The sequence below is a fragment of the Halosolutus gelatinilyticus genome (assembly GCF_023028105.1).
Taxonomy (GTDB): Archaea; Halobacteriota; Halobacteria; order Halobacteriales; family Natrialbaceae; genus Halosolutus; species Halosolutus gelatinilyticus.
The window spans coordinates 3,163,790-3,190,772 of record NZ_CP095491.1 but is presented as its reverse complement, the minus strand read 5'-3'; the positions used below and the strand labels follow the sequence as shown (position 1 = coordinate 3,190,772).

The 26,983-nt window shown below is 62.8% G+C and carries 23 protein-coding genes and 1 pseudogene; 18 read left to right on the top strand and 6 right to left on the bottom strand.

Annotation, left to right across the window (positions count from 1 at the left end; all coding sequences use genetic code 11):
* Positions 1-134 precede the first annotated feature (134 nt).
* On the bottom strand, positions 135-1,298 hold the full coding sequence (locus tag MUH00_RS15630; protein WP_247000133.1) for a medium chain dehydrogenase/reductase family protein: 1,164 nt from the start codon (positions 1,296-1,298) through the stop codon (positions 135-137).
* A gap of 30 nt (positions 1,299-1,328) precedes the next feature.
* Here MUH00_RS15630 and MUH00_RS15625 point away from each other — a divergent pair, with 30 nt between their 5' ends.
* The gene (locus MUH00_RS15625; RefSeq protein WP_247000132.1) at positions 1,329-1,976 is read left to right on the top strand and encodes a helix-turn-helix domain-containing protein; all 648 of its coding nucleotides are present in this window, start codon (positions 1,329-1,331) and stop codon (positions 1,974-1,976) included.
* A gap of 326 nt (positions 1,977-2,302) precedes the next feature.
* Positions 2,303-2,695, top strand: a complete 393-nt coding sequence (locus MUH00_RS15620; RefSeq protein ID WP_247000131.1) for a DUF5518 domain-containing protein — start codon at positions 2,303-2,305, stop codon at positions 2,693-2,695.
* 192 nt (positions 2,696-2,887) lie between these two features.
* On the opposite strand, the gene MUH00_RS15615 is transcribed toward MUH00_RS15620, so the two are convergent.
* Positions 2,888-3,868, bottom strand: a complete 981-nt coding sequence (locus MUH00_RS15615; protein WP_247000130.1) for a DUF7972 family membrane protein — start codon at positions 3,866-3,868, stop codon at positions 2,888-2,890.
* A 256-nt stretch (positions 3,869-4,124) separates the two neighbouring features.
* Entirely contained in the window at positions 4,125-4,538 is a 414-nt protein-coding gene (locus tag MUH00_RS15610; protein ID WP_247000129.1) for a DUF5820 family protein, read from the bottom strand.
* Positions 4,539-5,157: 619 nt separating this feature from the next.
* Between MUH00_RS15610 and MUH00_RS15605 the strand changes: the two genes are divergently transcribed.
* From MUH00_RS15605 to MUH00_RS15570, 8 genes are all read left to right on the top strand, one after another.
* The gene (locus tag MUH00_RS15605) at positions 5,158-7,230 is read left to right on the top strand and encodes a PrkA family serine protein kinase (RefSeq protein WP_247000128.1); all 2,073 of its coding nucleotides are present in this window, start codon (positions 5,158-5,160) and stop codon (positions 7,228-7,230) included.
* 1 nt (position 7,231) lies between these two features.
* Complete coding sequence (locus MUH00_RS15600) at positions 7,232-9,517, top strand: PrkA family serine protein kinase (protein WP_247000127.1); 2,286 nt, start codon at positions 7,232-7,234, stop codon at positions 9,515-9,517.
* Positions 9,508-10,836 carry a YeaH/YhbH family protein gene (locus MUH00_RS15595; protein WP_247000125.1) on the top strand — a complete coding sequence of 443 codons (1,329 nt, stop codon included), beginning with the start codon at positions 9,508-9,510 and terminating at the stop codon, positions 10,834-10,836. The genes MUH00_RS15600 and MUH00_RS15595 overlap by 10 nt, the downstream gene beginning before the upstream one ends.
* A complete protein-coding gene (locus tag MUH00_RS15590) occupies positions 10,829-12,859 on the top strand; it encodes a SpoVR family protein (protein ID WP_247000123.1) in 2,031 nt (676 codons plus the stop codon). Before MUH00_RS15595 ends, MUH00_RS15590 begins: the two co-directional genes overlap by 8 nt.
* Positions 12,860-12,913: 54 nt before the next feature.
* Positions 12,914-13,186 carry a HEAT repeat domain-containing protein gene (locus tag MUH00_RS15585; protein ID WP_321576073.1) on the top strand — a complete coding sequence of 91 codons (273 nt, stop codon included), beginning with the start codon at positions 12,914-12,916 and terminating at the stop codon, positions 13,184-13,186.
* Positions 13,187-13,267: 81 nt separating this feature from the next.
* A complete protein-coding gene (gene arsN2, locus MUH00_RS15580; RefSeq protein WP_247000120.1) occupies positions 13,268-13,714 on the top strand; it encodes an arsenic resistance N-acetyltransferase ArsN2 in 447 nt (148 codons plus the stop codon).
* Between the two features lie 65 nt (positions 13,715-13,779).
* The gene (locus tag MUH00_RS15575; RefSeq protein ID WP_247000119.1) at positions 13,780-14,178 is read left to right on the top strand and encodes a secondary thiamine-phosphate synthase enzyme YjbQ; all 399 of its coding nucleotides are present in this window, start codon (positions 13,780-13,782) and stop codon (positions 14,176-14,178) included.
* A gap of 256 nt (positions 14,179-14,434) precedes the next feature.
* On the top strand, positions 14,435-15,028 hold the full coding sequence (locus MUH00_RS15570; protein WP_247000118.1) for a GNAT family N-acetyltransferase: 594 nt from the start codon (positions 14,435-14,437) through the stop codon (positions 15,026-15,028).
* A gap of 743 nt (positions 15,029-15,771) precedes the next feature.
* Here MUH00_RS15570 and MUH00_RS15565 read toward each other — a convergent pair.
* Positions 15,772-16,431 (bottom strand): glycerophosphodiester phosphodiesterase, encoded by a 660-nt coding sequence (locus tag MUH00_RS15565; protein ID WP_247000117.1) that lies wholly within the window; start codon positions 16,429-16,431, stop codon positions 15,772-15,774.
* Positions 16,432-16,624: 193 nt separating this feature from the next.
* Here MUH00_RS15565 and MUH00_RS15560 point away from each other — a divergent pair, with 193 nt between their 5' ends.
* The 6 genes from MUH00_RS15560 to MUH00_RS15535 all read left to right on the top strand — a co-directional run bounded on the left by MUH00_RS15560 (position 16,625) and on the right by MUH00_RS15535 (position 22,574).
* Positions 16,625-17,083 (top strand): response regulator, encoded by a 459-nt coding sequence (locus MUH00_RS15560; protein WP_247000115.1) that lies wholly within the window; start codon positions 16,625-16,627, stop codon positions 17,081-17,083.
* A gap of 84 nt (positions 17,084-17,167) precedes the next feature.
* Complete coding sequence (locus MUH00_RS15555; RefSeq protein WP_247000113.1) at positions 17,168-17,890, top strand: SDR family oxidoreductase; 723 nt, start codon at positions 17,168-17,170, stop codon at positions 17,888-17,890.
* A gap of 650 nt (positions 17,891-18,540) precedes the next feature.
* On the top strand, positions 18,541-19,491 hold the full coding sequence (locus tag MUH00_RS15550) for a branched-chain amino acid ABC transporter permease (protein WP_345780931.1): 951 nt from the start codon (positions 18,541-18,543) through the stop codon (positions 19,489-19,491).
* Between the two features lie 92 nt (positions 19,492-19,583).
* Positions 19,584-20,897, top strand: a complete 1,314-nt coding sequence (locus MUH00_RS15545; protein ID WP_345780930.1) for a branched-chain amino acid ABC transporter permease — start codon at positions 19,584-19,586, stop codon at positions 20,895-20,897.
* Entirely contained in the window at positions 20,890-21,762 is an 873-nt protein-coding gene (locus tag MUH00_RS15540; protein WP_247000107.1) for an ABC transporter ATP-binding protein, read from the top strand. Before MUH00_RS15545 ends, MUH00_RS15540 begins: the two co-directional genes overlap by 8 nt.
* Positions 21,759-22,574, top strand: coding sequence for an ABC transporter ATP-binding protein (locus MUH00_RS15535; protein ID WP_345780917.1), 816 nt, complete (start codon positions 21,759-21,761; stop codon positions 22,572-22,574). Before MUH00_RS15540 ends, MUH00_RS15535 begins: the two co-directional genes overlap by 4 nt.
* A gap of 148 nt (positions 22,575-22,722) precedes the next feature.
* Here the strand turns inward: MUH00_RS15535 and MUH00_RS15530 are convergent.
* Positions 22,723-23,973, bottom strand: a pseudogene (locus MUH00_RS15530) (ABC transporter substrate-binding protein); the annotation flags it as partial.
* A 347-nt stretch (positions 23,974-24,320) separates the two neighbouring features.
* Between MUH00_RS15530 and MUH00_RS15525 the strand changes: the two are divergent.
* Entirely contained in the window at positions 24,321-25,865 is a 1,545-nt protein-coding gene (locus MUH00_RS15525; protein WP_247003986.1) for an acyl-CoA carboxylase subunit beta, read from the top strand.
* 9 nt (positions 25,866-25,874) lie between these two features.
* A complete protein-coding gene (locus tag MUH00_RS15520; RefSeq protein ID WP_247000095.1) occupies positions 25,875-26,231 on the top strand; it encodes a DUF8022 family protein in 357 nt (118 codons plus the stop codon).
* 19 nt (positions 26,232-26,250) lie between these two features.
* Here the strand turns inward: MUH00_RS15520 and MUH00_RS15515 are convergent, their stop codons facing one another.
* On the bottom strand, positions 26,251-26,901 hold the full coding sequence (locus MUH00_RS15515; protein WP_247000093.1) for a hypothetical protein: 651 nt from the start codon (positions 26,899-26,901) through the stop codon (positions 26,251-26,253).
* Between the last annotated feature and the right edge of the window lie 82 nt (positions 26,902-26,983).

Genomic DNA, 26,983 nt, shown 5'->3' with positions numbered 1-26,983 from the left:
TAAAACGCTGCATACTCGTGGTCTGTTCTCTCAGCGTTCTCCTTCCGCTTGTACACCATCGTGGTCGGCAGCCACTCGTCGTTGTCCGGTTGCAGGTTCCGGTCCACCGAAACGGTATTCGAAATCTGGTCAATTCAGGGAGTGATGACCACTTTTCCGGTCGCCTCACCGGAGTCCAACAACCCGAGGGCCTCACTGGCATCTTCGAGGGGAAATCGGCGGTCGACGTGAGTTGTCAGACTGCCGCCTGCAAGTAACTCGAACACCTGTTGGAGATCCTCGCCGAATCGATCCGGCCAGCGCTGGACGTAGTAGAACGTCGCTCGCCGATCGTTCGGCAAAACGGTCCACAGCGCGATGCGACCAAAGAGCGGGACGAATGGCTTCAATCGATGTCCGGTCGCGTCGAGAGCAGCGGCTACTCCGTACGAGACGAGCGTCCCGCCGGGCCCCAGCATTCGCCACGAATCGACAACGGCCGTCCCACCGAGATGGTCGAACACGGCGTCGACGCCATCCGGAGTGAGTTCGGCGACCCTGGAGGGAACGTTCTCAGTACGATAATCGATCGGCGTCGCCCCCATGGCACGGACAGTGTCGTGTTTCGCGGCCGACGCAGTTCCGAGCACCTGGACGTCACGCAACCGAGCGAGTTGTGTGAGTACCGTTCCAACTCCACCTGACGCACCGTGAACGAGGACGGTCTGTCCGGGCCGAACCTTCGCGACGCGGTGGAGCATTTGCCACGCCGTCACGCCGTTCGTGACAAGCGCGACGGCTTCCGCCGGATCAACGTCTGTAGATACCGGAACGACGTCGTCGGCCGAGAGAACGATGCGGTCAACCCATCCACCGGTTTCAGTGAGTGCAGCAACTCGCTGGCCGACCGAGAGATGGTCGACTCCTGTCCCTACGTCGATGATGTTGCCGACGATGTCGTAGCCGGGAACGAACGGAAACGAAGGCTGGTCGAAGTAGCGGCCGCGTAGCATCTGGACTTCGGCAAACGAGACGCCCGCTGCTTCGACGCGGACGAGGACTTGACCGTGTTCCGGGCGTGCGATCTGCCGCTCTCGTAACTGAAGGACATCCGGCCCCCCCTTTCGAGGCATGACGACCTCAGTCACCGTGACCGTTTCCTCGGACCCCGTGTAGCCAGTTGCAGCCCTCGACAGGCCGAGCGACTGTTTGATCGAGTCGATTCGAGGTCGTTCGAGCGAGTTCGTAGTCATCACTCTTCGATAGGCGCCCCTCAAGCCTGGCTCCGAGTCTAAATATCTTAACACGTTTATGTGCATAGCGGTATTTCGTTGGGCCGGGGATCATGTATGGCCGAAGTCCGTCTGGAAATCGAGGCGCCCGCAAGCGAGTGGTACGTCCAACTCTCTACCGAGCATCCGGCCGACGTGTTGAATCTACTGACGCTCTACGATGAGGGCTCACGATTACTCGGTGTGTTCGAAGTGGAGACGACCGATCTCGACGACCTACAGGGAACGCTGGACGAGATTTCGTCTATTATCGACTATGAGGTGATTCACACCGACGAAGGCTTCGCCGTTATCAAGTATATAGTAACTGAGTCGCTCGTCTATTCGGCAACAGTGGCGTCGGGAATTCTTCCGCCAGCCTCGGTCAGAGTTCAGGACGGTGTAATGTCCGTCGAAATAAAGATGCCACACAACCAATTGTCGGACGCGGTTACAGCTATCGAAGCAGTTGGAGGATCGTGTGAACTCCTTTCGGTCTCTGGAACGGGGGGTGCCGCAGGACTCCTAACCGATGGCCAACACCAGTTTGTAACCGAAGCGGTGCGACACGGTTACTACGACACACCACGACGATGTACGCTGTCCGAGCTAGCCGCCCTACTCGATGTCTCACCCGCGGCCGCGAGTACGATGGCCCATCGGGCCGAAGAACGAATCGTCAAAGAGTTCGTTCAGCGAGCCGACGGATCGCTGCCCAGCGAGTGATCTTCGACTCATTCGAACAACGCGTGGCTCTCGTTTCGGTTCGATTTCAAAATCCTTCGATAGAGTCGGTGTAATTGCCGCAAATGGACATTTCAGAATCCGTCTGGCAGTCCGGCAGAGAGCGACGATCTATTTCCAGTTGGGACGTAATCGGCATGCGTTTCTCTCTACGCATTCGAGGACCTCGGAGCACGTCGGGTACGGGTAGTGTTGGTCCTGCCGAGAATCTACAGCCCGGTAACTCCCTCGTTCTACGCCCGGTATGACCGTATTAGCATGTTAACGCGTTTTCTTACTCGGCCGTGTCGCGAACATCAGGATGCGCCATGAAATCAGAATGGAGCATGAACTGGAAGGCGATTGGAACTGGACTCGTCATCGGCGCCATCGTGGCGTTTGTTGGTGAGGGAAGCGCGTTTGGAGAGATGCTGTTCCCCGAAAACGCCGCGTACGTACTCGCCGGATTGTTCGGCGGCATGGCGGCTGGCTACCTCCGCGGTGATTCGATGCGGGCGGGTGCGTACGCTGGTGGGACCGTTGGTATCATCGGCGGTGTTCTGGCGCTACTCACGACGAGCGCCCTGTACGCGGGGGTCGGAGCCTGGGCTATCCCAACCGCGGGGCTAGTATTTGTCATCCCCGGCATTGTTGGCGGTGCAGTTGGCGCGATCGTGAACCGCAGTCGGCCAGTTCGTGATTCGGCGAAGGGAGCCGCGTAGTCATCGACACTGTGTTCGATGGGGGTTCGTGATGCCGAATATCCGATCTGGCTAACACTGATCATTTTCATTTAAATAACAGATGTTTGGACATACTTGAACAGGATTAAAAGCGTATGCGAGCGCACCGGTCTCAACTTCTGGCGCCGTGAAACGCTATGTCCTGTCGCTTGTCGCGGAAACAGGATCGAGTTAGTCGGTCGATTCCGGTATGAACGGCCCGTACGTCGCCGTTTGACGGGCGATCGTCGCCACACGGAGAATGTACGCGCTCAGTATCGCGAGCGGGACGAGCGTTGCGACGATTATCGCTCCCGCGATACCCACGAGCAACGCGTGTGGCACCGACAGCCCGGCGATATCTCGATAGACGAAAATCCCGACCGCCGCGATCGTCACTGCGGGGATACCGGTGTAGATGAGTAATCGAGATAAGCGCGCCAGCTGCCGTTCGACGACCACCGTTTTGAGAAATTGCCTCGCAGCGTCGATTTCGACGAACAGCTCGTGGATCCGTTGTAGTTCTTCCGTCGGTTGGTCGTCCCGGTCGGAGGCTTCCCTCTGGAGCCGTCGTATCTCGTAGGACTGATGCGAGTTATCGTAGCTGAGCACGACGGTGAACGTCCGAAGCATGCTCGCATCGGACCTCGCCAATTTGTCATTCGCTTGATCCGCTTCGTCGGCGATCGATCCGGCGACCGACTCGATGTCGGCTGTCGCTCGATCGTCCGCTGGACGGTTCCGTCCGCGCTGAAGGGACCTGGCAGTGTCCGAGATAGCCGAGAGAAGCGTCCCGAAAAAGGGAGTCGCGTAGGGTGAACTTACGGCGGTGTCAGTTCGCTCTTCGACGCGCTCTCGAAATTCCGTGATGTCGCGCCGGCGTTCGTAGAGGTCCTGTATCGACCCGAATTCGTGCGAGAGGACGATTTGATTCACCCCGACCGAGATCGGGATGAGCGTCAACAACCCGTTGACGGTGCCGTTGAGGTACCACATAACCCGCGTCGGCGTGGTTACCGTGGCGATACCGAGTACCCCAACCGCGAAAAACACCGCCCCGATCCCGAGCAGCATGACGAGCGAGACCAGCAGTCTATTTCCCGTCAGCAAGAACCATCGTCCGAGTCCCTCGGCAGGGCTGCGATCAGCCGAATCCACGGTCGTTTCGCGCATATTCTCCTAACGTACGCGAACGAGAGTTGCAATTATTAATGGTGAGTTTGCAGTTTCGTCGCCGGAAAGTGGTCCTCGAACTCGCCGGCGACCCGCTCACTTCGGGCCAGTACGTGGCGAATCGGTCAAATCGGACGTTTCCCGATTCGAGATACGGAATCCACGCCGCTGACCGCCGTTACGGCGTTGACGCGGCTCGCGGGCGCGGAGGAACATACCATACTGCCGTTCGTGCGTTCGGCTCCGGATGGCCGGATCACGAGTCGTCGTCTCTGCCGGTCAACTCATCGAGCTTCTCGAAGTAGCGCTCCCTCGGCACCTGGTATAAGCCCCGATAGTCGATCTCGCCGTCGTCGAACCGCCGCGCCAGATTGATCGCGCGGTCGATCGCTTCGCTCCGGTTTGCAAATCGGAACTGCTCGTCGAGCGAGACCTCGGGTTCGAGGTAGAAGGTGACGAACCAATCGTCTTCGATCGTTCGATCCGTGGGGTTGGTTCCGGGACGGCGCGTGCGCTTCCCGTGAGTCACGTACAGCGTCGGCAGACAGGGCGGCGGGAACTCAGTCGCGTCGAAGACGTCCGGCCGGTAGGCGAGCACCGCCCGGCCGTCGTCCTCGTCGCTCCAGACGGTCCACGACTCCGGCAGGGCGTCGAAATCCGTCTCCGTCATTACGCCCGGGTAGGGCCGTCGCGCCTAAAGCACCGTCGTCATCTCGCGGGTGGCACAACGACGTCGCGCCGCTCGGCGAGGAGCCCCGATCGACGGACGATCGTCGCTCGATCGCGCGCGAGCGAATCCGGCGGACGCAAGCCGTTCGTTTATACCGTTTCGCCCCCAGTATGGTCCGTGATACCTACTACCAATGAATGGTTCTGGCAATAATTGTGCGGAATTAAGTCCTGGTAAATATCTTTTGGGGCCAAGGTTAAGTAGCTGTATTACTCACTCATTAAATACTATCGGTATCCGTTCGCCGGACCGATCCACTCCGCGCCCGTCCCCGGCGCCCGCCGCGTACTCCGGCTATCCGGACGTCACACGGCGATAGTGGTACTAGCTCACACATGGCACGACAATTTCGCGCCGCCTGCGGCGATTCGCGCTCTCCGAGAGCCACGCCAGCAAATCAAGTGAGCACGTGGCATACGCGTCAGGGTGACGCGGCTTCGCGGTGGTCGGCGGTCCGGCCACGCGACGGGGCAGACGCTCGATCGGCGGTCGCTTCCCGCCGACTCGACGCAACGGACGGGAAGCGACGACAGGGGAACACCCAACTGGCAATGATACCATGACCGGTGACATCGAGACGCTCGAGAAGCTCAGTACGGATTACAAGGAATCGATGCCCGCGGACCTGCGGGAGACGAAGTCCTTCGACTGGTACTTAGAAGAGTGCTACGAGGATCCGAAGATCTCCCGCAACGCCCACCAACGCGTCGCGGACATGTTCGATTACTACGGCACCACCTACGACGAGACCGAAGGGGTCGTCGAGTACCAGCTCGCGTCGGAAGACCCGCTGAACGACGGCGAGAACACCTTCTACGGGAAGGTAATCCACCAGTCGATCCACGAATTCGTCAACAAGGTCAAGTCGGGGGCCCGCAGGCTCGGTCCGGAACGGCGAATCAAGCTCCTGCTCGGCCCCGTCGGCTCCGGGAAGTCCCACTTCGACAAGCAGGTCCGTCGCTACTTCGAGGACTACACCCTCCGCGAAGAAGGACGGATGTACACGTTCAAGTGGACCAACCTCTGCGACGTCATCAAGGATCAGGACCCGGCCGACGACACGGTTCGATCGCCGATGAACCAGGACCCGCTCGTCCTCCTCCCCCTGGAGCAGCGCCAGCGGGTGATCGACGACCTGAACGAGAACTTAGACGCGCCGTATACGATCCAGAACGAGCAGTCGCTCGATCCGGAAAGCGAGTTCTACATGGATCGGCTGCTGGCATACTACGACGACGACCTCCAGCAGGTCCTCGAGAACCACGTCGAGATCATCCGTTTCGTCGCGGACGAAAACAAGCGCCAGGGCCTCGAGACGTTCGAGCCCAAGGACAAGAAGAACCAGGACGAGACCGAGCTCACCGGCGACGTCAACTACTCGAAGATCGCCATCTACGGCGAGTCCGATCCCCGGGCGTTCGACTACTCGGGGGCGTTCTGTAACGCGAACCGCGGCATCTTCTCCGGGGAGGAGCTGTTGAAGCTCCAGCGCGAGTTCCTCTACGACTTCCTGCACGCCACCCAGGAGCAGACGATCAAGCCGAAGAACAACCCCCGGATCGACATCGACCAGGTGATCGTCGGCCGGACGAACATGCCCGAGTACAAGGACAAGAAGGGCGACGAGAAGATGGAGGCCTTTAACGACCGCACGAAGCGGATCGACTTCCCGTACGTGCTGTCGTACGAGGACGAGGCGCTCATCTACGAGAAGATGCTGAACAACGCCGACGTCCCCGACATCAACGTCGAGCCCCACACCCTGGAGATGGCCGGGCTGTTCGGCGTCCTCACGCGCATCGAGGAGCCCGACACCGAAACCGTCGACCTGCTCTCGAAGACCAAGGCGTACAACGGCGAGATCGACGAGGGCGACGACATCGACGTCAAGAAGCTGAAGGAGGAGGCCGCCGCGAAGGCCGAGATCGGAGAGGGGATGGTCGGCGTCTCGCCGCGCTTTATCGGCGACGAGATCGCCGAGGCGATCATGGACTCGAAGCACCGAAAGCGCGGGTTCCTCTCGCCGCTGACGGTGTTCAACTTCTTCGAAGAGAACTTGGAACACCACGGCTCCATCCCGGAGGAGAACTTCGAGCAGTACTACCGCTACCTCGAAACCGTCCGCGAGGAGTACCGCGAGCGGGCGATCGAGGACGTCCGCCACGCCCTCGCGTACGATATCGACGAGATCCAGCGCCAGGGCGAGAAGTACATGGACCACGTGATGGCCTACATCGACGACGACACGATCGAGGACGAACTCACGGGCCGCGAGCAGGAACCCGACGAGACGTTCCTTCGCTCGGTCGAGGAGAAACTCGACGTCCCCGAGGACCGCAAAAACGACTTCCGCCAGGAGGTGTCGAACTGGGTTTCCCGGCGCGCCCGCGAGGGCGAGGCGTTCAACCCGCAGGACAACGAGCGCCTGCGCCGCGCCTTAGAGCGCAAACTCTGGGAGGACAAGAAGCACAACATCAACTTCTCGGCCCTCGTGAGCGCCAACGAGTTCGACGACGACGAACGCTCCGCCTGGATCGACGCCCTGATGGAGCAGGGCTACTCCGAGGAGGGCGCAAAGGAAGTTCTCGAGTTTGCGGGCGCCGAGGTCGCCAAAGCCGAGATGGACGGATAACATGGCCGGCGACGATTACGTTACCGAGGCCGATCGCACGCTCGAGGAGACCTACGAGGAGCCGATGGCCCTCGCCACCTACGTCGATCGGGTCTTCGAGAACCCCACGATCGCCTCCCACGCCTCGAAGTACCTGCTCGAAGCGATCGAAGCCGCCGGTACGCGCGCCGTGGTCGAGGAGGGCGAGGAGAAGGAGCGCTACCGCTTCTTCGACGATCCGCACAACGACGGCGAGCACGCGATCCTCGGCAACACCGAGGTGTTGAACGGGTTCGTCGACGACCTGCGATCGATCGCGGCGGGCCGGGCGAAAGACGAGAAGATCGTCTGGTTCGAGGGGCCGACCGCGACCGGGAAATCCGAACTCAAGCGCTGTCTCGTCAACGGCCTCCGGGAGTACTCGAAGACCCCGGCGGGCCGTCGGTACACCGTCGAGTGGAACATCACGACGGCCGACGCCGGCGAGCGCGGGCTGAGCTACGGCGGCGATCCCACCGCCGCCGACGAGCAGAACTGGTACGAGAGCCCCGTCCAGACCCACCCGCTGTCGGTGTTCCCCGACGAGGTTCGCGAGCGGATCCTCGACGATCTCAACGCTCGACTCGACGATCACGTCCCGGTTCGGGTCGACGCGGAACTCGACCCGTTCTCGCGGGAGGCGTATAACTTCCTGGAGGAGCGCTACCGCCGCGAGGGCGAGGACGAACTGTTCTCGGCGATCGCCGACGACAAGCACCTCCGCGTGAAGAACTACGTCGTCGACGTCGGGAAGGGCGTCGGCGTACTTCACAGCGAGGACGACGGCCGCCCCAAGGAGCGGCTCGTGGGGTCGTGGATGCACGGGATGCTCCAGGAACTCGACTCCCGCGGGCGCAAGAACCCGCAGGCGTTTTCCTACGACGGCGTGCTCTCGCAGGGCAACGGCGTCCTCACGATCGTCGAGGACGCCGCACAGCACGCCGACCTGCTCCAGAAGCTGTTGAACGTCCCCGACGAGCAGTCCGTCAAGCTGGACAAGGGGATCGGGATGGACGTCGACACCCAGATGCTGATCATCTCGAACCCCGACCTGGAGGCCCAGCTCAACCAGCACGCCGATCGAAACGGCATGGACCCGCTAAAAGCGCTCAAGCGCCGGCTCGACAAACACCAGTTCGGCTATCTGACGAACCTCTCGCTCGAGTGCGAACTCATCCGGCGCGAACTGACCAACGAGACCGAGGTCTGGACCGCCGAGAGCTACGACGAACTCGCCGATCGCATCCGCGAGCCCGTGACCGTGGCGGTGAAAGGCCAGGACGGGCAGACGAGACGCGAGGAACTCGCGCCGCACGCGATCGAGGCGGCCGCCCTCTACGCCGTCGCCACCCGACTCGACGAGGAGGACCTCCCAAACGGACTCGACCTCGTCGACAAGGCGCTGATCTACGATCAGGGCTACCTCCAGGAGGGCGACACCCGCCGGGAGAAAGACGAGTTCGACTTCGACGACGACGGGCACGACGGCGACCACGGCATCCCGGTGACGTACACTCGGGACACGCTAGCCGAATTACTCCAGAGCGATCTGGACCGACACCACCCCGACCTCCCGGTCGAGGACGTCGTCATGCCGCGGGATGTCCTGAACGCGATGGCCGAGGGCCTCGCCGACGCGCCCGTGTTCTCGTCGGCCGAGCGATCGGAGTTCGAAAACCGCGTGGTGCCCGTGAAGAACTACATTTTCGACCAGCAGGAGTCCGACGTCATCGAGGCGATCATGCACGAGAAGCGCGTCGACGAAGAAACCGTCGAGGAGTACGTCGAGCACGTCTACGCGTGGGAGACCGAGGAGCCGCTGTACAACGATCGCGGCGAGCGCGTCGAACCCGACCCGCTGAAGATGAAGCTGTTCGAGGTCGAGCACCTCGGGCGGTTCTCCGAGTCCGACTACGAGTCGAACCTGCCGCGAGAGAGCGTCCGACAGTTCCGCCGCGAGAAGGTGATCACGTCGCTGAACCGCCACGCGTGGGAACACCGCGACGAGGACTTCTCGGTCCGGGACGTCGACCTCACGGCGATCCCGGTCATCAAGACCGTCCTCGAGAGCCACGACTGGGACGACGTCGAGCGCACGTTCGAGGACTTCGACCCGCGCCAGTGGGACGACCCGCCGAGCGGCACCCAGACCGAGTCCGTCAAGGCGGATACGATCGAGACTATGGTCGACCTCTTCGACTACTCGGAGGCGTCGGCCGAGCTAACCAGCAGACACGTTATGGGACAGGTGTGTTACAGATGGGACTGAGAGACGACCTCGAACGGTTCCGCGAAGTCGGCGAGGAGCGCCGCGAGGACCTCGCGGACTTCATCCAGTACGGCGACCTCGGACATAGTCGGCCGGGGGAGATCAACATTCCCGTGAAGATCGTCTCGCTGCCGGAGTTCGAGTACGACCAGCGCGACCAGGGCGGCGTCGGGCAGGGCGACGGCGGAACGCCGGACGTCGGGCAACCGGTCGGCCAGCCCCAACCCCAGCCGGGCGACGACGACGGCGACGGTGACGAGGCCGGCGAGGAGGGCGGCGAGCACGAGTACTACGAGATGGACCCGGAGGAATTCGCCCAAGAACTCGACGAGGAACTCGGGCTGGACCTCGATCCGAAGGGGAAGAAGGTCATCGAGGAGAAGGAGGGCCCCTTCACGGATCTCACCCGGACTGGACCCGACAGCACCCTCGACTTCGAGCGGATGTTCAAGGAGGGGCTCAAGCGAAAGCTCGCGATGGACTTCGACGAGGAGTTCGTCCGCGAGGTGTGCAAGGTCGAGGGCTTCGGCCCGCGCGACGTGTTCGAGTGGGCCCGCGGCGAGAACCTCCCCGTGTCCATGGCCTGGATCGAGGAGGCCTACGACGACATTCCCGCGAGCGAACGGGGCACGTGGGCGTCGGTCGACGAGATCGAGGAGAACGTCGATCGCCAGACCGTCCAGCAGAAGATCCGCCGCGAGGGGATCAGACACGTCCCCTTCCGCAGGGAGGACGAACGCTACCGCTACCCCGAGATCATCGAGGAGAAGGAGAAGAACGTCGTCGTCGTCAACATCCGCGACGTCTCCGGCTCGATGCGCGAGAAGAAACGCGAACTCGTCGAGCGCACGTTTACCCCGCTTGACTGGTACCTCACGGGCAAGTACGACAACGCCGAGTTCGTCTACATCGCCCACGACGCCGAGGCCTGGAAAGTCGAGCGCGAGGACTTCTTTGGCATCCGAAGCGGCGGCGGGACGAAGATTTCGAGCGCCTACGAACTCGCTGCCGAACTGCTCGAGGAGTACCCCTGGGCCGACTGGAACCGGTACGTCTTCGCGGCGGGCGACTCGGAGAACTCCTCGAACGACACCGAAGAACGCGTCATCCCGCTGATGGAGGAGATCCCGGCCAACCTCCACGCGTACGTCGAGACTCAACCCAGCGGTAACGCGATCAACGCGACCCACGCCGAGGAACTCGAGCGCCACTTCGGAACCGACTCCGACGACGTGGCCGTGGCGTACGTCAACAGCAAGGAGGACGTGACGGACGCGATCTACGAGATCCTCTCGACGGAGGGTGAGACCGATGAGTAAACGCAACTCCAACGCGGACCGATTCCGCAAGCAGGCGATCGCCACCGACCTCGAGGAACCGGTCACGGAGGCCAGAAACCTCGCGCAGAAACTCGGCCTCGAGCCGTACCCGGTCAAGTACTGGATCGTCGACTACGACGAGATGAACCAGCTCATCGCCTACGGCGGGTTCCAGTCGCGGTACCCCCACTGGCGGTGGGGCATGCAGTACGATCGCCAGCAAAAACAGGGCCAGTACGGCGGCGGGAAGGCCTTCGAGATCGTCAACAACGACAACCCGGCCCACGCCTTCCTCCAGGAGTCGAACACGATCGCCGACCAGAAGGCCGTGATCACGCACGTCGAAGCCCACTCGGATTTCTTCTCGAACAACGAGTGGTTCGGTCTGTTCACGGGAAAGCAGGCCGACGAGGCGCAGGTCAACGCCGCGGCGATGCTTGAGCGCCACGCCCGCGCGATCGACGAGTACATGTCCGACCCCGACATCGATCGCGCCGAGGTCGAGAAGTGGATCGACCACTGTCTCTCGCTGGAAGATAACATCGACCAGCACACGGTGTTCACCCGACGCCTCGACATCGAAGGGCCGGACGACGCGGAGATTGACGAGGACCTGGCGGCGAAACTCGACGAGCTCGGCCTCTCCGAGGAGATCAAAGGCGAGGTGTTCGACGACGAGTGGCTGGAGAAGATCGAGGGCGAGGAGGTGCCGGCGAACTTCCCCGAGATGCCCCAGAAGGACGTCCTCGCGTTCGTCCGCGAGTACGGCAAGCAGTACGACGAGGAGGCCGGTCGCGCCGTCGAGATGGAACCCTGGCAGCGCGACATCCTCGATATGATGCGCGCGGAGGCGTACTACTTCGCCGCCCAGAAGATGACAAAGGTGATGAACGAGGGGTGGGCCGCCTACTGGGAGTCGATGATGATGACCAACGAGCGCTTCGCCGGCGACGACGAATTCCTCAACTACGCCGACCACATGGCGAAGGTGCTCGCCTCCCCCGGTCTCAACCCTTACAGCCTCGGCTTCGAACTCTGGGAGTACGTCGAGAACACGACGAACCGCCGGGAGGTACTGGAGCGACTGCTGCGCGTCGAGGGGATCTCGTGGCGGAACCTGGCGGACGTCGTCGACTTCGACGGCGTCCTCGAGACGCTGGAGCCGCCGGACGCGCTCGACACGATCGACCCGGATACCCTCGACGACCTCGCGGAGCTGCCGGAGGAGTGGGTCGATCGCGAGGCCCTGGAACGAGCGCGAGAGGGCGAGATCGACGCCGCGAAGTATCCCTGGAAGGTACTCACGTACGAGGGACTCGCGCGGCGGCACTACTCGCTAGTCCGTCGGCAGCACCGCGGCTTCCTCAGTCGCGTGAACCAGAACGAACTCGAGCGGATCGGCCGCTACCTGTTCGACGACGCGCGCTACACGTCGGTCGAGGAGGCCCTTGCGGACGTCGACTACGCCGCCGGCTGGAACCGGATGTTCGACGTGCGCGAGAGCCACAACGACGTCACGTTCTTGGACGAGTTCCTCACGGAGGAGTTCATCACCGAGAACAACTACTTCACGTACGAACACTCCCAGGCGACCGGCCAGTTCCACGTGGCCAGCGACGCCGCGGAGGACGTCAAGAAGAAGCTTCTGCTCAAATTCACCAACTTCGGCAAGCCGACGATCGCCGTCTTTGACGGCAACTACAACAACGCCAACGAACTCCTGCTCGGTCACCAGTACAACGGCGTCATGCTCGATATCGGGCAGGCGAAGGAGACGCTCAAGCGCATCTTCGAACTGTGGGGTCGACCCGTGAACCTACTGACGATCGTCAAGGAAGTCGACGATCACGACATCGAGGTGGCAAAGCGCCGCAACCGCGAACCGGAACCGGAAGAGCGCGGCAAACTGATCCGGTACGACGGCCACGAGGTCACGCTGGAGGACGTCCCGTGGGAGGAGGTCGAGCACCTCGCTGCTGACGATGTCGACTACGACACGAAGCCCGACGAGTGGCTCGCGTGAATCGGCTCGCCTAACGTCCGTTTCTTCCTGAAATTCGCGCAGAAAACTGTCAAAATGCTTTTATCGCCGATTCGATATACAGCGGACACGAGGGACGGGGACGGGGGCGGAGCCGCCGAGCGGAGTCGCGGACCCGCCGCGTTCGACCTGCCGTCGGTACTCGCACGACTCGACGACGACAGCGCGCACGTCCGGGCCAGCGCGTGCGTCGCGCTCGGACACGGCCGAGCGGGCGAGGCGGCCGATCGGTTAAACGTGCTCGCGGAGGACGATCCGGACTCGAACGTTCGCGAGCGGGCCGCGTGGGCGCGCGGTCGGCTACCGTGAGGGTCGGTTCGTCGTCGGAGTCGAACGACGCTCGGTGCGACGCTGGAAAACGTATTAGCCCTGCTACCTGATAGGGCTCGTATGGCCGACGCGCCGATATCACTGACCCGAGCCGACGACGGGAGAGGGCTATCGTACCTCGAGTCCCTGCTGGAGGAGAACGACCTCCCGTCGCGGGACGTCCGATCGAAGCCCGAGTGTTTCTACGTCGGGTACGCCGACGAGGATCCGATCGGTGTCGGCGGGATCGAACGCGACGGGAGCGACGGACTGCTCCGATCGGTCGTCGTCGAGCGATCGGTCCGGGGAACCGGATACGGGACGGCGCTGTGCGACGCACTGGAGGCCGAGGCTCGCGGCGACGGGGTCGAGGCGCTGTACCTGCTCACGATGACCGCCGTGGAGTTCTTCGTCGCTCGTAGCTACCGGGAGATCGATCGCGACGACGCGCCCGAGGCGATTCGGGAGACGACGGAGTTCGCCGAACTCTGCCCATCGACGGCCACCTGTATGCGAAAGTCCCTGTAGCGTCCGGTCCCGACCGACGCCGCGCCGACGTAACGAACTTCGTCGTTCGCCCCGATCGCCCGAACGTGACACGCAACACGTTCACCGTCGAAACGGACGATCGACTGACGACCGTCGACGTGACCGATCGGATCGCCGACGCCGTTCCGGCGGAGCTCCGGTCGGGGACGTGCACGGCGTTCGTCCGGCATACGACTGCTGGCCTCGTCGTCCAGGAGAACGAACCCCGGCTGCGCGGCGATATCGAGTCGTTCCTCCGCGATCTCGTTCCCGACGAGGGTTACGCCCACGACGAACTCGACGGCAACGCTGACTCGCACCTCCGGGCCACGCTGCTCGGGCCGGACGTGACGATCCCGATCGTCGACGGCGACCTCACGCTCGGGACCTGGCAATCGATCCTGCTGGTCGAGTGCGACGGCCCGCGAACGCGGGAGGTGTCGGCGACGATCGTCGGAGACTGAGCGTCGGTATCGCTCCCGCCCGATCGATTTCGGGTGTGAGTCTTGCACCGCGTATTTTGCTCCGTCTGCCACGACGACCACTTTACAGGCTAAGGGCTCTGTTGAAACCCTTCGTGATTGATACAAACAGTCTGCTGAATACAGAGGATGGGTTCAGTACGACAGCATTGTTTGTTTCACGCCGAAACAGGTGAACTATCCGCTCAGTAGATCTGCGTACTCAACAATGATTACTGACGGCTACGAATAGTACACTATGTTTCCTGAACGCATCGAGACGGAACGCCTCCATCTCGAACGAATTTCACACGACACTGTCGATGTATTTGTTCTCCATGAGTTCTACGGCAATGGCGACGAAACTGCGGAAATGTTCGAATACTGGGATTCGAACCCTCACGACACGGTGAAAGAGACGTACGACTACGTGGACGAAGCAGAACAACTGTGGAACGATGGGGAGGCAGCAAAATACGTGATACGACCAAAGGAAGGCGAAGACGGGGCAGGTGCCATCGCTGGAACGACGGGCCTGTACCCCGACTGGGAGAAACGGTCTGCCAGCCTCGGTATCATCCTCGACAAGCGATCTTGGGGGCGCGGGTATTCAGGTGAACGAGCCGATGCCATCCTCTCTGTCGCGTTTGACCGACTCGACCTCGAACTCGTTGTTGCCGCCCACGTTGGCGGGAACGAGAAGTCTCGACGAGCAATCGAAAGGTACGTTGAATGGTATGACGGCCAATACGAGGGGCTTTTGCGGAATTGGCATCCACAGGCAGATACCGTAGCCGACGTTCACAGATACACGATTTCACGAGAGGAGTATTTCGAGGCATCCGACCGCTAATTAGTTGTTCTGCATTGGGCGATCACCGCCTTCGCAAATCGAGCCATATCTCATGCGACATTCGCGCTGTGTATTCAACACGGCTGCTAAAATCTATCACCGTTTGAGGGTTTCAACAAAGCCAGGCTAAGAGATCCCCTCGAAAGCTCCCGCGACGCTCGAGTCGGAGGGTTCGCTGCGGTTCTCGCCTCCCGGCGGTCGGCTGCGGTCCTTACTCTACGAGACGCTGCGCATCTTGCAGATCCCTCGCTCGTCGCACTCGCAAGGGCTGCGCCCGCCGTCCTCAGGCGACGCGGCCCCTTTCAGTCCCGCCCGAGCCTCGCCCTCCCCAGCCGACTCGTTCGCTCGCACACTCGCTCACTCGTCCCTCACGAATCGGCGAGGGATCCTCGCAATCGCTCGGATCCCTCGCCAGCGTGCCGTGGCCAGGAACGCGGCTCCGCACATCTACGAGCCGTGCCGCGTGACTCGGGGGAGGGCAGGAACAGTGTCAGACCTGGTGGATTGAAAGGACGAGGCGGGGTCGCGTCGGAGTGGAGTCGCTCAGGCAGCACTATCCGAACGAAGTGAGGATATCTGTCTGAGCGACCGCGGACCCGCCGAGGGCTTTCGTCGTGGTAGTTTCCGTTGAAAAGGCGAAGGAGCCACCCTGCAGAGATATCCCGAAGTGATCAGTCCACACCCGAAATCGATCGGACACAGCGTTCGGAACGCGGGAACGCAACTCACAACAGACCGGCGACTCAAACGCAGATCGGCCGATCGGCCGACACGTAGTCGACGCCGCGCAGCTCGAGCAGTTTGGCGGTGAGGGGCCGTTCGATCGACCACGAGTGAACTTCGAGGCCGAGCGACTTCGCCCGGGGGACGAGTCGCGTGGTGAGACAGCGCCAGTAGTTCGCGCCGATCACGTCGCAGTCGAGTTCCACCGCGGTCGTGACGGGCGCGTCGAGGTGGCGACTGGCCAGCAGGCCCGTGGGCTGGCTCGGATCGATCTCACGGACCGTCCGCAGTTCGGGCGCGAGAAAGGACGTCGTGACGACCCGGTTCTCGACGTCCTCGATCGCGTCCAGGATGTCCGCGGCGATCCCTAGCTCTTTCATCTCGAGGTTGATCTCGACGGCCGGCGGCAGGGCCGAGAGGACCTCTTCGAGCGTGGGAACCCGCTCGCCGGATTCGAGGACCGTGTACGTCCGGAGTTCGTCGAGACCGGTGTCGGCAACGGTGCCGATCCCGCCCGTGACGCGGTCGATCGTCTCGTCGTGAATGACGACCAGTTCGCCCGATCCGCAGCGGCGGACGTCGAACTCCACGGCGTCGGCCCGGCCGGCAGCGGACGTGAGAGCGGCGATCGTGTTCTCGGGTGCCATCGACGCGAATCCGCGGTGCGCGATCAGTCGCATTCGCCGCTAGCAACGGTCGCGAGCGGCATTAGTTCCTCGTCCGATTTCACGTTCGTCGACCGACCAGCGGGAATCGTAAACGACCGTCGTTCCAAAGTGGATAGGATGCAGCGTTAAGCACTTCCGGTAACTATCAGACGGTACCCCAGATGAGACGTTTTACCGTGTGGTGTCCTCGAGGAAGTGCTTCGTCATGACCGACGAGGCTTCCGCTCCGGCCGACGAGGTCCACGTTCTCCTCGTCGAGGACAATCCGGGCGACGTTCGGCTCACTCAGGAAGCTTTCGCCGCCGTTCCGACCGAGACCACCATTCATGTCGCGACCGACGGCGACGAAGCGCTCGAGTTCCTCACCGAGCGGCACGCGAATCCGTCGACTGCGGTCCCCGATCTCGTCTTGCTGGATCTGAACCTCCCCCGCATGGACGGCTTCGAGTTCCTCGAAGCGATCCAGGGGGAGCCGGCGGTAGCGACGATTCCGATCATCGTGCTGACGAGTTCCGAAGCGACGGAGGACGTCCGGGAGAGCTATGCGAAGTGCGCGAACGCCTACCTCACCAAGCCGACCGATCCCGACGCGTTCGTCTCGATCGCCAGCGCCGTCGAGCGGTTCTGGTTCGACGAGGCTGCACTGCCGCCGGTTCCCTCCTGACGAGCGGCGCGGCTCGGCCACGCCCGATTTCGAAGCGGGAAACCGACCCCGAAATTGATCCCACCGGACGACGCACTTTTTCGTATGGCACCGACCAGAACGTACGACGTCGACTTCGACGGCACGGTCGCGATCGTCACCGGCGCGAGCGGGGCTCTCGGGAGCGCGACCGTCGATCGGTTCCGGGAGGCCGGCGCGACGGTGTGCGCCGTCGACGTCGTCGCACCCGACGACGAGGACAGTCTGCTCGACCGGGATGAGGGAATCCACTTCTACGAAGCGGATCTGACCGACGAGGACGACGTCTCCGACCTCGTCTCGACGATCGTCGACGAACACGGCCGCATCGACCACCTGCTGAACATCGCCGGAACCTGGCGCGGCGGCGATCCGATCGAGGAGACCCCGGTATCGGAGTTCGACATGCTCGTCGACATCAACCTGAAGACGGCGTTTCTGGCCTCGAAGCACTCGCTCCCGCACCTTCAGGAGTCGGAGGGCTCGATCGTGGGCGTCAGCGCCCGATCGTCGCTTTCGGGAGGTGAGGGCGACGGCCCCTACCGGATCACCAAGGCCGGCATCCGGCTGCTGACCGAAACGCTGGCCGAGGAGAACCGGGGCGCCGTCCGCGCGAACTGCGTCATGCCGAGCGTGATCGACACGCCGGCGAACCGCGAGATGATGCCCGACGCGGATCACGAGTCGTGGGTCGATCCCGGCGACATCGCCGACGTGATGGCGTTTCTCTGTAGCGACGGCGCGTCGGTGACCAGCGGGGCCGCCGTGCCGGTCTACGGGGAGGCGTAAACGGCATCTGCTGGCTTCTAACGAGCGGTCGAGCTCACTCGGCCGCTTCCTTCTCGCGGTCATCGGTCGTACGCCTGCCGATGTGTGAGGGGGCCGATCGCGAGTCCAGTACTGACGCCTTCTCCGGCGCGTCGAGGCGGACGATTGCGCCGTTTGCAGACACTCGACAAACTCCCGTATCGGCCGTTCTCGCCCCGGCTCTCGTCCGTCTATGATTCCCGATATGTGTAACTCGGTTTGAATTGCGTGAATTATATCTACCCGCAGTGTAACAGTCAAGGCAGATATGTGCACAGTTGACGTGCAGCAGTGCTCGTACTGGGGGTGGGACATATGACTATACGACTGCGAAACCGGGCCGAGAACGTTTTCGATTGGTTCCGTTGTACGGACGAACGTACAATTTTCGTATGGTTGACTGATCTGCATAACATCACTATTCGAACAGGTGGGGGAGCGCCGAATTCGGCCGGAGGAACTGTATGAGCGTAGAAACCGCGCCCGATCGAGTGCGGCGAATAGCCGTCGAACAACCGCTGGCACTCGTCCTCGTCTTCGTCGCCGTCCTGTTACTGGTCGACATGGTTCGCCAGCTCGCGACCGGCGATCTCACCGTCGCTCGATTGGTTGCGCTCACCTGGGACGGTCTCATGCGAGGCTTGGTCATCGGCCTCGCCGGCGTCGGCCTCTCGATGACCTACAGCATATTGAATTTCGCCAATTTCGCCCACGGTGACTACATCACCGCGGGCGCGTTCTCGGGATGGGCGGCGACCTACATCGTCGCCGGCGGCTTCGGCTCCGAAGCCGACATGATCTCGCTCGCTCTCGTCGGCTCCGGCGGTTCCGTATTCGGCGGCGCGCTCGGAATCAACGTCGCGGAAACGCCGCTGGCCGTGATCGCGGGCCTGATCGTCGCCGGGGGGGTCGCGATCGTCCTCGCGCTCGGGGTCGATCGATACGGGTTCAAGCCGATCCGCGACGCCGGCGGGATTCCGCTGCTCATCACGAGTATCGGCGTCGCCTTCGCGCTCAGGTACCTCCTGCTGTTCGTCTTCGGCTCGGACACTCGCGGAACGACGGCGATCGGATCGATACCGCAAACCCGTCCGGAGATCGTCGACGGAACGGTTCAGTTCACCGCCCACGACCTGGCACTCATCGTCGTCGCAGGCGGGTTAATGCTCGGCGTTCACCTGTTACTCCAGCGGACGAAACTCGGCAAGGCGATGCGGGCGATGTCCGACGACGAATCCCTCGCGCGAATCACCGGCATCCCGACCGAGCGGGTCATCCGTTCGACCTGGATAATCGGCGGCGGACTCACCGGCGTCGCGGGGTACATGTTCGTCCTCTGGAAGGGGACGATCGCGTTCAACGACGGCTGGCTGTTGCTGTTGCTCATCTTCGCGGCCGTGATTCTGGGCGGTATCGGGTCCATCTACGGCGCGATCCTCGGGGGCCTGGTCATCGGAGTGACAGCTTCGACCGCGGTCATCTGGATCCCGTCCGGGTTTGCCCGCGCGGCAGCCTTCGTCGTGATGATCCTCGTCCTGGTGGTTCGTCCGCAGGGCATCTTCTCCGGGAGGGCGACAGCATGACCGATGCGGATTCCGGTTCCGACGCGGACGAATCCGGATACGGCCAGAGCGCCGCTCAAAACGTCTCCAGATTGTTTGGCTACGACGCGGCCATGCTACTGGCGCTGTTACTGGGGATCTACGTGGTCTACTTGATCGGCGGCCTCATCATCGGATTTCCCCTCCGCGGGCTCGTGAATCAGATCGGCCAACTCACGTTCTGGATCGCCGTCTTCGGAATGGCGGCGCTCGCGTTGAACCTCCAGTGGGGGTACACCGGACTGTTCAACATCGGGATCGTCGCGTTCATGGCGACCGGCGTCTACGTGACCGCGATCCTCTCGAAACCGGTCTACGGTTCCGGCACCAGCGCCGCGGAGGTCGGTGGGCTGGGACTTCCCCTCTGGATCGGTATCATCGGCGGCATGCTCGCCGCGGCGCTCATGGGCCTGATCGCGGCCCTTCCCGCGTTGCGCCTGCGCGCCGACTACCTCGCGATCGTCACCATCGCGCTGTCGGAGATCGTTCGCTTCACCCTGCTTTCGGATACGTTCAGCGGCTCCGACGTCGGCGGCTACAGGATCGGCCTCGGCGGCGGCGACGGGATCATCCTCGACTACGGCGATCCGCTCGAACTGTTCATCAAAGGGCTCAGTTGGCCGTTCGATCTCTTACTGGGACAGGAACACGTACTCTGGGAGGACGTGTACCTCGGCGCGATCGTCGAAACCGCCGGGCTCGTCATCACTACGAACCCGAAAGCCGTCGTGGATAACTTCGTCTACGCCGGACTGTTGCTCGTCGTGATGGGCGGGTTCTACGCGCTTCTGGTTCGAACGGGGAACTCGCCGTTCGGTCGAGTGCTCAAGGCGATCCGCGAGGACGAAGACGTCACGAACGCCCTGGGGAAAAACACGAATCAGTTCAAGATCAAGTCGTTCATGGTCGGTTGCGCCCTGATGGGGCTCGTAGGCATCCTCTGGTTCGGCACCCAGGGGTCGGTAACGCCGAACACGTTCCGACCGCGCATCACCTTCTACATCTGGATCGCCCTCATCATCGGCGGATCCGGCTCGAACACGGGGAGCGTCCTCGGCGGCGCTATCTTCGCGGCGTTCCTGTATCAGGGTCCGCGCTACTTCAAAAATATCGTCGAAAGCGCTCTCGGCGATCCCAGCGCGCCGCCTAGTTTCGGCCCTGCGATCGCGGAGCTACCGGACGTCGTTCCGTTACTGTTGTACACGCTCGACAGCCTCAGACAGCTTCAGCTGGTTATCATGGGACTCGTACTCGTCTGGCTCATGCACAACCGGCCGGAGGGGATATTAGGTCACAGGAAAGAGATCGCTGCGAGCGTCCCGTTAACGAGGCCGAGGCGCGAGCAGTCCGGCACCCTGGCCGCCGACGGGGGCGATCTCGATGAGTGAATCCAATCCCTCCGAACCGATTTCATCGCCGGGTCCGTCGTCCCCAGCGGACCGATCCGGGGAGAACGCCGGCAAGGACGAGCCTGCAGCCGCTCACGACGTACCGTTACAGGTCGAGAACCTCCGTAAGGAGTTCGGCGGCATCACCGCCGTCGACGGGGCGTCCTTCGAGATCGAACGCGGTACCATGACCGGGCTCATCGGTCCCAACGGCGCCGGCAAGTCGACGACGTTCAACTGCATTACCGGCGTCCACAAGCCGACCGCCGGCACCGTCCGATTCGAAGGAACCGATATCACCGGCTTGGAACCCTATCAGATCGCAAACCGGGGACTGGTGCGTACGTTCCAGATCGCGCGGGAACTCGAAGAGATGACCGTTCTCGAGAACATGATGGTCGCGCCGAAGAACCAGCGCGGGGAAGCGCTCTGGCGATCCGTCCTTCCGTACGCTCGCGACGGCGTCAAAGAGCAAGAGCGGGCGTTGCTCGATCGGGTGTGGGAGACGCTCGAGTTTTTCGACATCGATCATCTGGCCAACGAGTACGCCGGGAACCTCTCGGGCGGACAGCGGAAGTTGCTTGAACTCGCGCGCGCGCTGTTGACGGATCCGCAGATGCTGTTGCTGGACGAACCGTTCGCCGGGGTCAATCCCTCACTGGAAGAGCGGCTCCTCGAGCACATTCACGAACTTCGCGAGGAAGGCTACACGTTCCTCATCGTCGAACACGACATGGATCTCATCATGGAGAACTGTAAGCGGGTCATCGTAATGCACCAGGGTCGTATTCTCACCGAAGGGACGCCGAACGAGGTTCGCAACGACGAAACCGTCATCGAGGCATATCTCGGAGGTGACGTATGAGCGACGACCCGATCGACGCGAACGCGGGCGCCGACGGAACCGACGGGGGCGTGCGCACCGACGGCGCGGGAGTGACGAGCGCGGCGTCCGAGGTCGAACTCCACGAGGATAGCCTGCTGGCGGTGCGCGACCTCGATGCGGGGTACGGCGATCTGCAGATCCTGACCGACGTCTATCTCGACGTCGACCCCGGGGAGTACGTCACGATCGTCGGTCCGAACGGGGCCGGAAAGTCGACCCTCATGAAATCCGTCTTCGGGTTGACGGAGCACATGGGCGGGACCGTCACCTTCGACGACGAGGCTATCACCGGAAAGAACCCCGAGGATATCATCCACCTCGGCCTGGGCTACGTTCCCCAGAACGACAACGTCTTCTCCACGCTATCGGTTCGGGACAATCTGGAGATGGGCGCGTACATCCTCGACGAGGTGCCACAGGAACGCCTCGAGGCGGTGTTCGAGCGGTTCCCGATCCTGGAGGAGCGCCAGTCGCAGAAGGCCGGAAACCTCTCCGGCGGCCAACAGCAGATGCTCGCGATGGGACGAGCGCTGATGCTCGAACCCGAGCTACTGTTGCTGGACGAGCCCTCCGCGGGGCTCGCGCCGGACCTCGTCGACGATATGTTCGATCGGATCGACGGGATCAACGAGACGGGCACGGCGGTCCTGATGGTCGAACAGAACGCCAAGGAGGCCCTTCGGCGGTGCGATCGCGGGTACGTCCTCGTCGACGGGAAGAACCGCTACGAGGACGCCGGAACGACGCTGCTCAACGATCCGCAGGTTCGCCGGGACTTCCTGGGCGGGTAGCCGGACGAAACCGCTTTTTCGATCCCATCGTCGATTCTTCGATCGTCTCGATCCGTCGCCGGGGATCGAGCGCGAGGGCGACGCGACTACTCCGAGCGGGCGCAAAGAAAAACCGTCGACGTGTTCGTTCGATCGCCTAAATCTCGCCGTTGACCTGCATGGCCGGCAGCTCGGCGGCCTGGATCATCGGCCCGCCGGTCGACGCCAGCGCCCCGGTTTCGGGGAGCAGGATGCCGACTTTGATCGTCCGATCGAAGCCGCCGGGCCCTTCGTCGGCCATCTCGCCGGCGCCGTCGGGATTGTCGCTCTCGAAGGTCTGCGTCGTGACTTCGGAGGTACTGCCGTCGGCGAACTCCCACAGCGCGTACGTCGCGGACGCGGGATCGCCGTTTTCGTCGAAGTTCACCGCGCTGGACGCTCCGTTGTAGAAGACGTCCTTGCCGTCGGCCGCCGCCTCGACGCCCTCGACGAAGTTGCCGGGTCCGACTTCCATCCCTTCGGGATTGGCCACGCGACGCATCTGATCGCGGATGGCCGTACCGTCGTTCTCGCCGGCCGCGGCGTTGGCGAGGATCTGGACGGCCACCGAGTCGTACGACTGGGAAGTGAACACGCCCGGCGTCTTGTCGTAAGCGTCTTCGAACAGCGACTCGAAGGCGTCCTGATTCGGACCGCCCGCGGCCGGCGCGGTTCCGAGCACGTTACTCATGTCGGCGCCGACCTGCCCGGGAATATCCGGATCGCGCAGACCGTCGGGAACGAGGACGCTCTGGTTCTGATCGGCGACGCCGTAGAAGTCACGGAACAGCTGAATTCCGTCTTCCGGATAGCCGATCACGACGAGCGTGTCCGGGTCGCCCGAAAGCGCTTCGTTGACGACCGAGGAGTACGACGATTCGCCCTGGTTGAACGCGACCTGCGTCTGCATCTCTCCGCCGACGTCGCCCTCGAAGATCTCCGTGAACCGCTCGGAGAGCTGCTGGCCGTAGTCGTTGTTGACGTAGAGAGATGCCGCGGTCGAGGCACTTTGTTCGTCGGCCGCGACTTGGGCCATCACCTGGCCCTGCAGGAAGTCCGAGGGGGCCGTTCTGAAGATGTAATCGTCGTCTTCGAGATTCGTGACCGACAGCGCGGTACTGGACGGCGAGCACCCCACCACCTTACCGTCAATGAGAACTTCCTGACAGACCGGCACGTTCACACCGGACGACGCCGATCCGCAGATGGACGGAAAGCCCGCATTGACGAGCGAGTTCGCCGCGCTAACTCCACTCTGGGAGTTTGTCTCGGTGTCCTCGACCTTCGTCTCGATTTGCAAGCCGATCTCGCTCCCGCCGCCGCCGTCGCCGGTTTCGTTACCGTCGTCACCCCCGCCGAGACAACCCGCGACGCTGATCATTCCCGCTGCACCGGCACCCTTCAGAACGCTTCGTCTTTTGACGTGACGCGCCATACCATAGCAAGGAAACTCGGACTATATAGTAATTGCGTGAAATAGCAGGGTCGTTATATGGTGTCTCCACCAGATACGATTACAGTGTTATTTTCGTATCATCTCGTTTTCAGCGTGCGGATCAACCGATCGAACCGGCTGTTGCGATTCGATCGAAATCTATCCCGTGGCGTCCCAGAAGCCGCAGTTGCACCGCGTTCGCTCGCCCTCGATCGTCACGTTGCAGAACGTTTTTTGTCCGCGTCGCCGTTGTCTCGGCCGATGATTCGGCACGGAGGGCCCCGAACATGACCATGGAGAACCGCATCACGGAGTTAGAGGAGCTACGGGAGGAAGCGCTAAAGGGCGGGGGTGAGGATCGCATCGAACGGCAACACGACAAGGGGAAGATGACCGCCCGCGAGCGGATCGACTACTTCATAGACGACGGCACCTTCACCGAGTTCGATCAGCTCCGAACCCACCAGACGAGCCAGTTCGGGATGGAGGAGAAGAAGATCCCGGGCGACGGCGTCGTCACGGGCTACGGCGAGGTCAACGGCCGAACCGTCTTCGTCTTCGCACACGACTTCACCGTCTTCGGCGGCTCGCTCGGGGAGGTCTTCGCCGAGAAGATCTGCAAGGTCATGGACATGGCGATGGAGGTCGGCGCGCCGATCGTCGGCCTCAACGACTCCGCGGGCGCGCGCATCCAGGAGGGCGTCAAGAGCCTCGCCGGCTTCACCGAGATCTTCCGGCGCAATCAGGAGGCAAGCGGCGTCGTCCCGCAGATCTCCTCGATCATGGGCCCCTGCGCCGGCGGGGCGGTCTACTCCCCGTCGATCACCGACTTCATCTTCATGGTGAAGGACACGAGCCACATGTACATCACCGGCCCCGGCGTCACCAAGACCGTCACCGGCGAGGAGGTCACCCACGAGGAACTCGGCGGGGCGATGACCCACGCCGACAAGACCGGGGTCGCCCAGTTCGCCTGCGACAGCGAGGAACAGGCGCTCGACGACATCAAGCGCCTGCTCTCGTACCTCCCGCAGAACAACGTCGAGGATCCGCCGCAAGTCCAACCGTGGGACGACCCCGATCGGCGCGACGAAGACCTCGAAACCATCGTTCCGTCGAGCCCCCAGAAGCCGTACGACATGGTCAACGTGATCGACTCGGTCGTCGACGAGGGCTCGTTCTTCGAGGTCGCGGAGAACTACGCGAAGGAACTCGTCGTCGGCTTCGGGCGTCTCGACGGCCGCTCCGTGGGAATCGTCGCGAACCAGCCCCGGGTCAACGCCGGGACGCTCACGGTCGACTCCTCGATGAAGGGCTCGCGGTTCGTCCGCTTCTGTGACTCCTTTAACATCCCGATCGTCACCTTCGTCGACGTCCCCGGCTACATGCCCGGCACCGATCAGGAACACCGCGGCATCATTCGCCACGGTGCGAAGCTTCTCTACGCGTACTCCGAGGCGAGCGTCCCGCTGCTGACGGTCATCACCCGCAAGGCCTACGGGGGCGCCTACTGCGTGATGGCCTCGAAGAACCTCGGCGCGGACGTCAACTACGCCTGGCCGACCGCGGAGATCGCCGTCATGGGCCCGCAGGGTGCGGTCAACATCCTCTACCGGAAGGAACTCCAGGAAGCCGACAACCCGGACGAACTCCGCGACGAACTCATCGAGGAGTACCGCGAGGAATTCGCCAACCCGTACACTGCAACGGACAAGGGCTTCCTCGACGACGTGATTCTCCCCACCGAGACGCGACCGCGGCTGATCGACGACCTCGAGATGCTCGAAACGAAACGCGAGCAGAACCCGGACAAGAAACACGGCAACATCCCGCTGTAACGAGTTCCAATGGCATCCCAGAACCACGCAGACGGGGCCGACACGGCCCGGCCCGCGGCGGGCGAGGACGAACCCGGCGCCGACGAGGCGATCGAGGCGGGCCTGCTCCCCGCGGACGTCGCGATCGACATCCCCGACGCCGCGGACGACGAGGAGGCGGCGGCGATCGCCGTGGCGGTCGGCGCGCATCTCCACGACCACGCGCTGGCGGCGGCCGCCGCGGCGGCGTCGGACGAGGAGACGTGGGACGACAAGCGGTGGGCGTTCGCCGGCCGCGTCCGCGCCCAACAACACAAAACCGTCCGCGTCCCGCGCGATTCGCCGATCGATCCGTGGTCGGCCGCGGGTCGAACCGATCGATTCTGAGCAGCGGCCGATCCTGCGTTCAGTATTTCGGGTTCGGACGCATCGACTCGATCACGTCGACGGCGATCGCTTCGACGCCGTCGATGCAGCCCTCCTTGCGATCGTCGTGGTGTTGGACGACGACGCCGCGGACGCCGTCGCCGTCGTGGGCCGGGAGCAGGAATCGCCACTGCCGAGCCGTCTCCTCGCTATAGGTGCTTTGATAGAGCGCTATCTGCTCGCCCTCGTACGCGAGCGAGCGGTCCAGCCGCTCGTTCTGCCCGTGGAAGGTGACCCAGTTGGTCGCGGCCTCCTCGTCGGTGATCGGCGACTTGTGCTGTTGGACGAGCAGGTTCACCGGATACGACGTCGGCCGTTTCGACGCCACGTGTCCCAGTTGCGCGCCGACGATATTCCCGCCCTCGTTCAACTCCTCGTTGTACTGCTCTAACGTGTCCGGGTGGTCAAAGAGAATCGGGAACGATCGATCGCCCTGATCGAACGCAACGAAATCCCCGGTGAGACCGTCGCAGGGACCGCCGTCCCCGCCGTCGGTTTCGTCCGCGTCGCCGGAGCCGTCGGCGTCTCGATCGGCTCCGTCCGCGGATTCGCCGTCGGTGTCGTCTGCCTTGTCGCTCTCGGCGGCGTCGCTGGTACACCCGGCAAGTGCGCTCGTCCCCGCAAGCGCCATCAGTGCGAGGAGTCGTCGTCTACGGTACCGGCCGTCGGAACGGTGATCGGAATCCATGATGATTCGGGGAACGGACCCATCG

Excerpts from the sequence above, each read along its gene's own strand:
- MUH00_RS15630 (WP_247000133.1), bottom strand. The coding sequence starts at position 1,298 with ATGCACATAAACGTGTTAAGATATTTAGACTCGGAGCCAGGCTTGAGG.
- MUH00_RS15625 (WP_247000132.1), top strand. The coding sequence starts at position 1,329 with ATGGCCGAAGTCCGTCTGGAAATCGAGGCGCCCGCAAGCGAGTGGTAC.
- MUH00_RS15620 (WP_247000131.1), top strand. The coding sequence starts at position 2,303 with ATGAAATCAGAATGGAGCATGAACTGGAAGGCGATTGGAACTGGACTC.
- MUH00_RS15615 (WP_247000130.1), bottom strand. The coding sequence starts at position 3,868 with ATGCGCGAAACGACCGTGGATTCGGCTGATCGCAGCCCTGCCGAGGGA.
- MUH00_RS15610 (WP_247000129.1), bottom strand. The coding sequence starts at position 4,538 with ATGACGGAGACGGATTTCGACGCCCTGCCGGAGTCGTGGACCGTCTGG.
- MUH00_RS15605 (WP_247000128.1), top strand. The coding sequence starts at position 5,158 with ATGACCGGTGACATCGAGACGCTCGAGAAGCTCAGTACGGATTACAAG.
- MUH00_RS15600 (WP_247000127.1), top strand. The coding sequence starts at position 7,232 with ATGGCCGGCGACGATTACGTTACCGAGGCCGATCGCACGCTCGAGGAG.
- MUH00_RS15595 (WP_247000125.1), top strand. The coding sequence starts at position 9,508 with ATGGGACTGAGAGACGACCTCGAACGGTTCCGCGAAGTCGGCGAGGAG.
- MUH00_RS15590 (WP_247000123.1), top strand. The coding sequence starts at position 10,829 with ATGAGTAAACGCAACTCCAACGCGGACCGATTCCGCAAGCAGGCGATC.
- MUH00_RS15585 (WP_321576073.1), top strand. The coding sequence starts at position 12,914 with ATGCTTTTATCGCCGATTCGATATACAGCGGACACGAGGGACGGGGAC.
- arsN2 (WP_247000120.1), top strand. The coding sequence starts at position 13,268 with ATGGCCGACGCGCCGATATCACTGACCCGAGCCGACGACGGGAGAGGG.
- MUH00_RS15570 (WP_247000118.1), top strand. The coding sequence starts at position 14,435 with ATGTTTCCTGAACGCATCGAGACGGAACGCCTCCATCTCGAACGAATT.
- MUH00_RS15565 (WP_247000117.1), bottom strand. The coding sequence starts at position 16,431 with ATGCGACTGATCGCGCACCGCGGATTCGCGTCGATGGCACCCGAGAAC.
- MUH00_RS15560 (WP_247000115.1), top strand. The coding sequence starts at position 16,625 with ATGACCGACGAGGCTTCCGCTCCGGCCGACGAGGTCCACGTTCTCCTC.
- MUH00_RS15555 (WP_247000113.1), top strand. The coding sequence starts at position 17,168 with ATGGCACCGACCAGAACGTACGACGTCGACTTCGACGGCACGGTCGCG.
- MUH00_RS15550 (WP_345780931.1), top strand. The coding sequence starts at position 18,541 with ATGCGAGGCTTGGTCATCGGCCTCGCCGGCGTCGGCCTCTCGATGACC.
- MUH00_RS15545 (WP_345780930.1), top strand. The coding sequence starts at position 19,584 with ATGCTACTGGCGCTGTTACTGGGGATCTACGTGGTCTACTTGATCGGC.
- MUH00_RS15540 (WP_247000107.1), top strand. The coding sequence starts at position 20,890 with ATGAGTGAATCCAATCCCTCCGAACCGATTTCATCGCCGGGTCCGTCG.
- MUH00_RS15535 (WP_345780917.1), top strand. The coding sequence starts at position 21,759 with ATGAGCGACGACCCGATCGACGCGAACGCGGGCGCCGACGGAACCGAC.
- MUH00_RS15525 (WP_247003986.1), top strand. The coding sequence starts at position 24,321 with ATGGAGAACCGCATCACGGAGTTAGAGGAGCTACGGGAGGAAGCGCTA.
- MUH00_RS15520 (WP_247000095.1), top strand. The coding sequence starts at position 25,875 with ATGGCATCCCAGAACCACGCAGACGGGGCCGACACGGCCCGGCCCGCG.
- MUH00_RS15515 (WP_247000093.1), bottom strand. The coding sequence starts at position 26,901 with ATGGCGCTTGCGGGGACGAGCGCACTTGCCGGGTGTACCAGCGACGCC.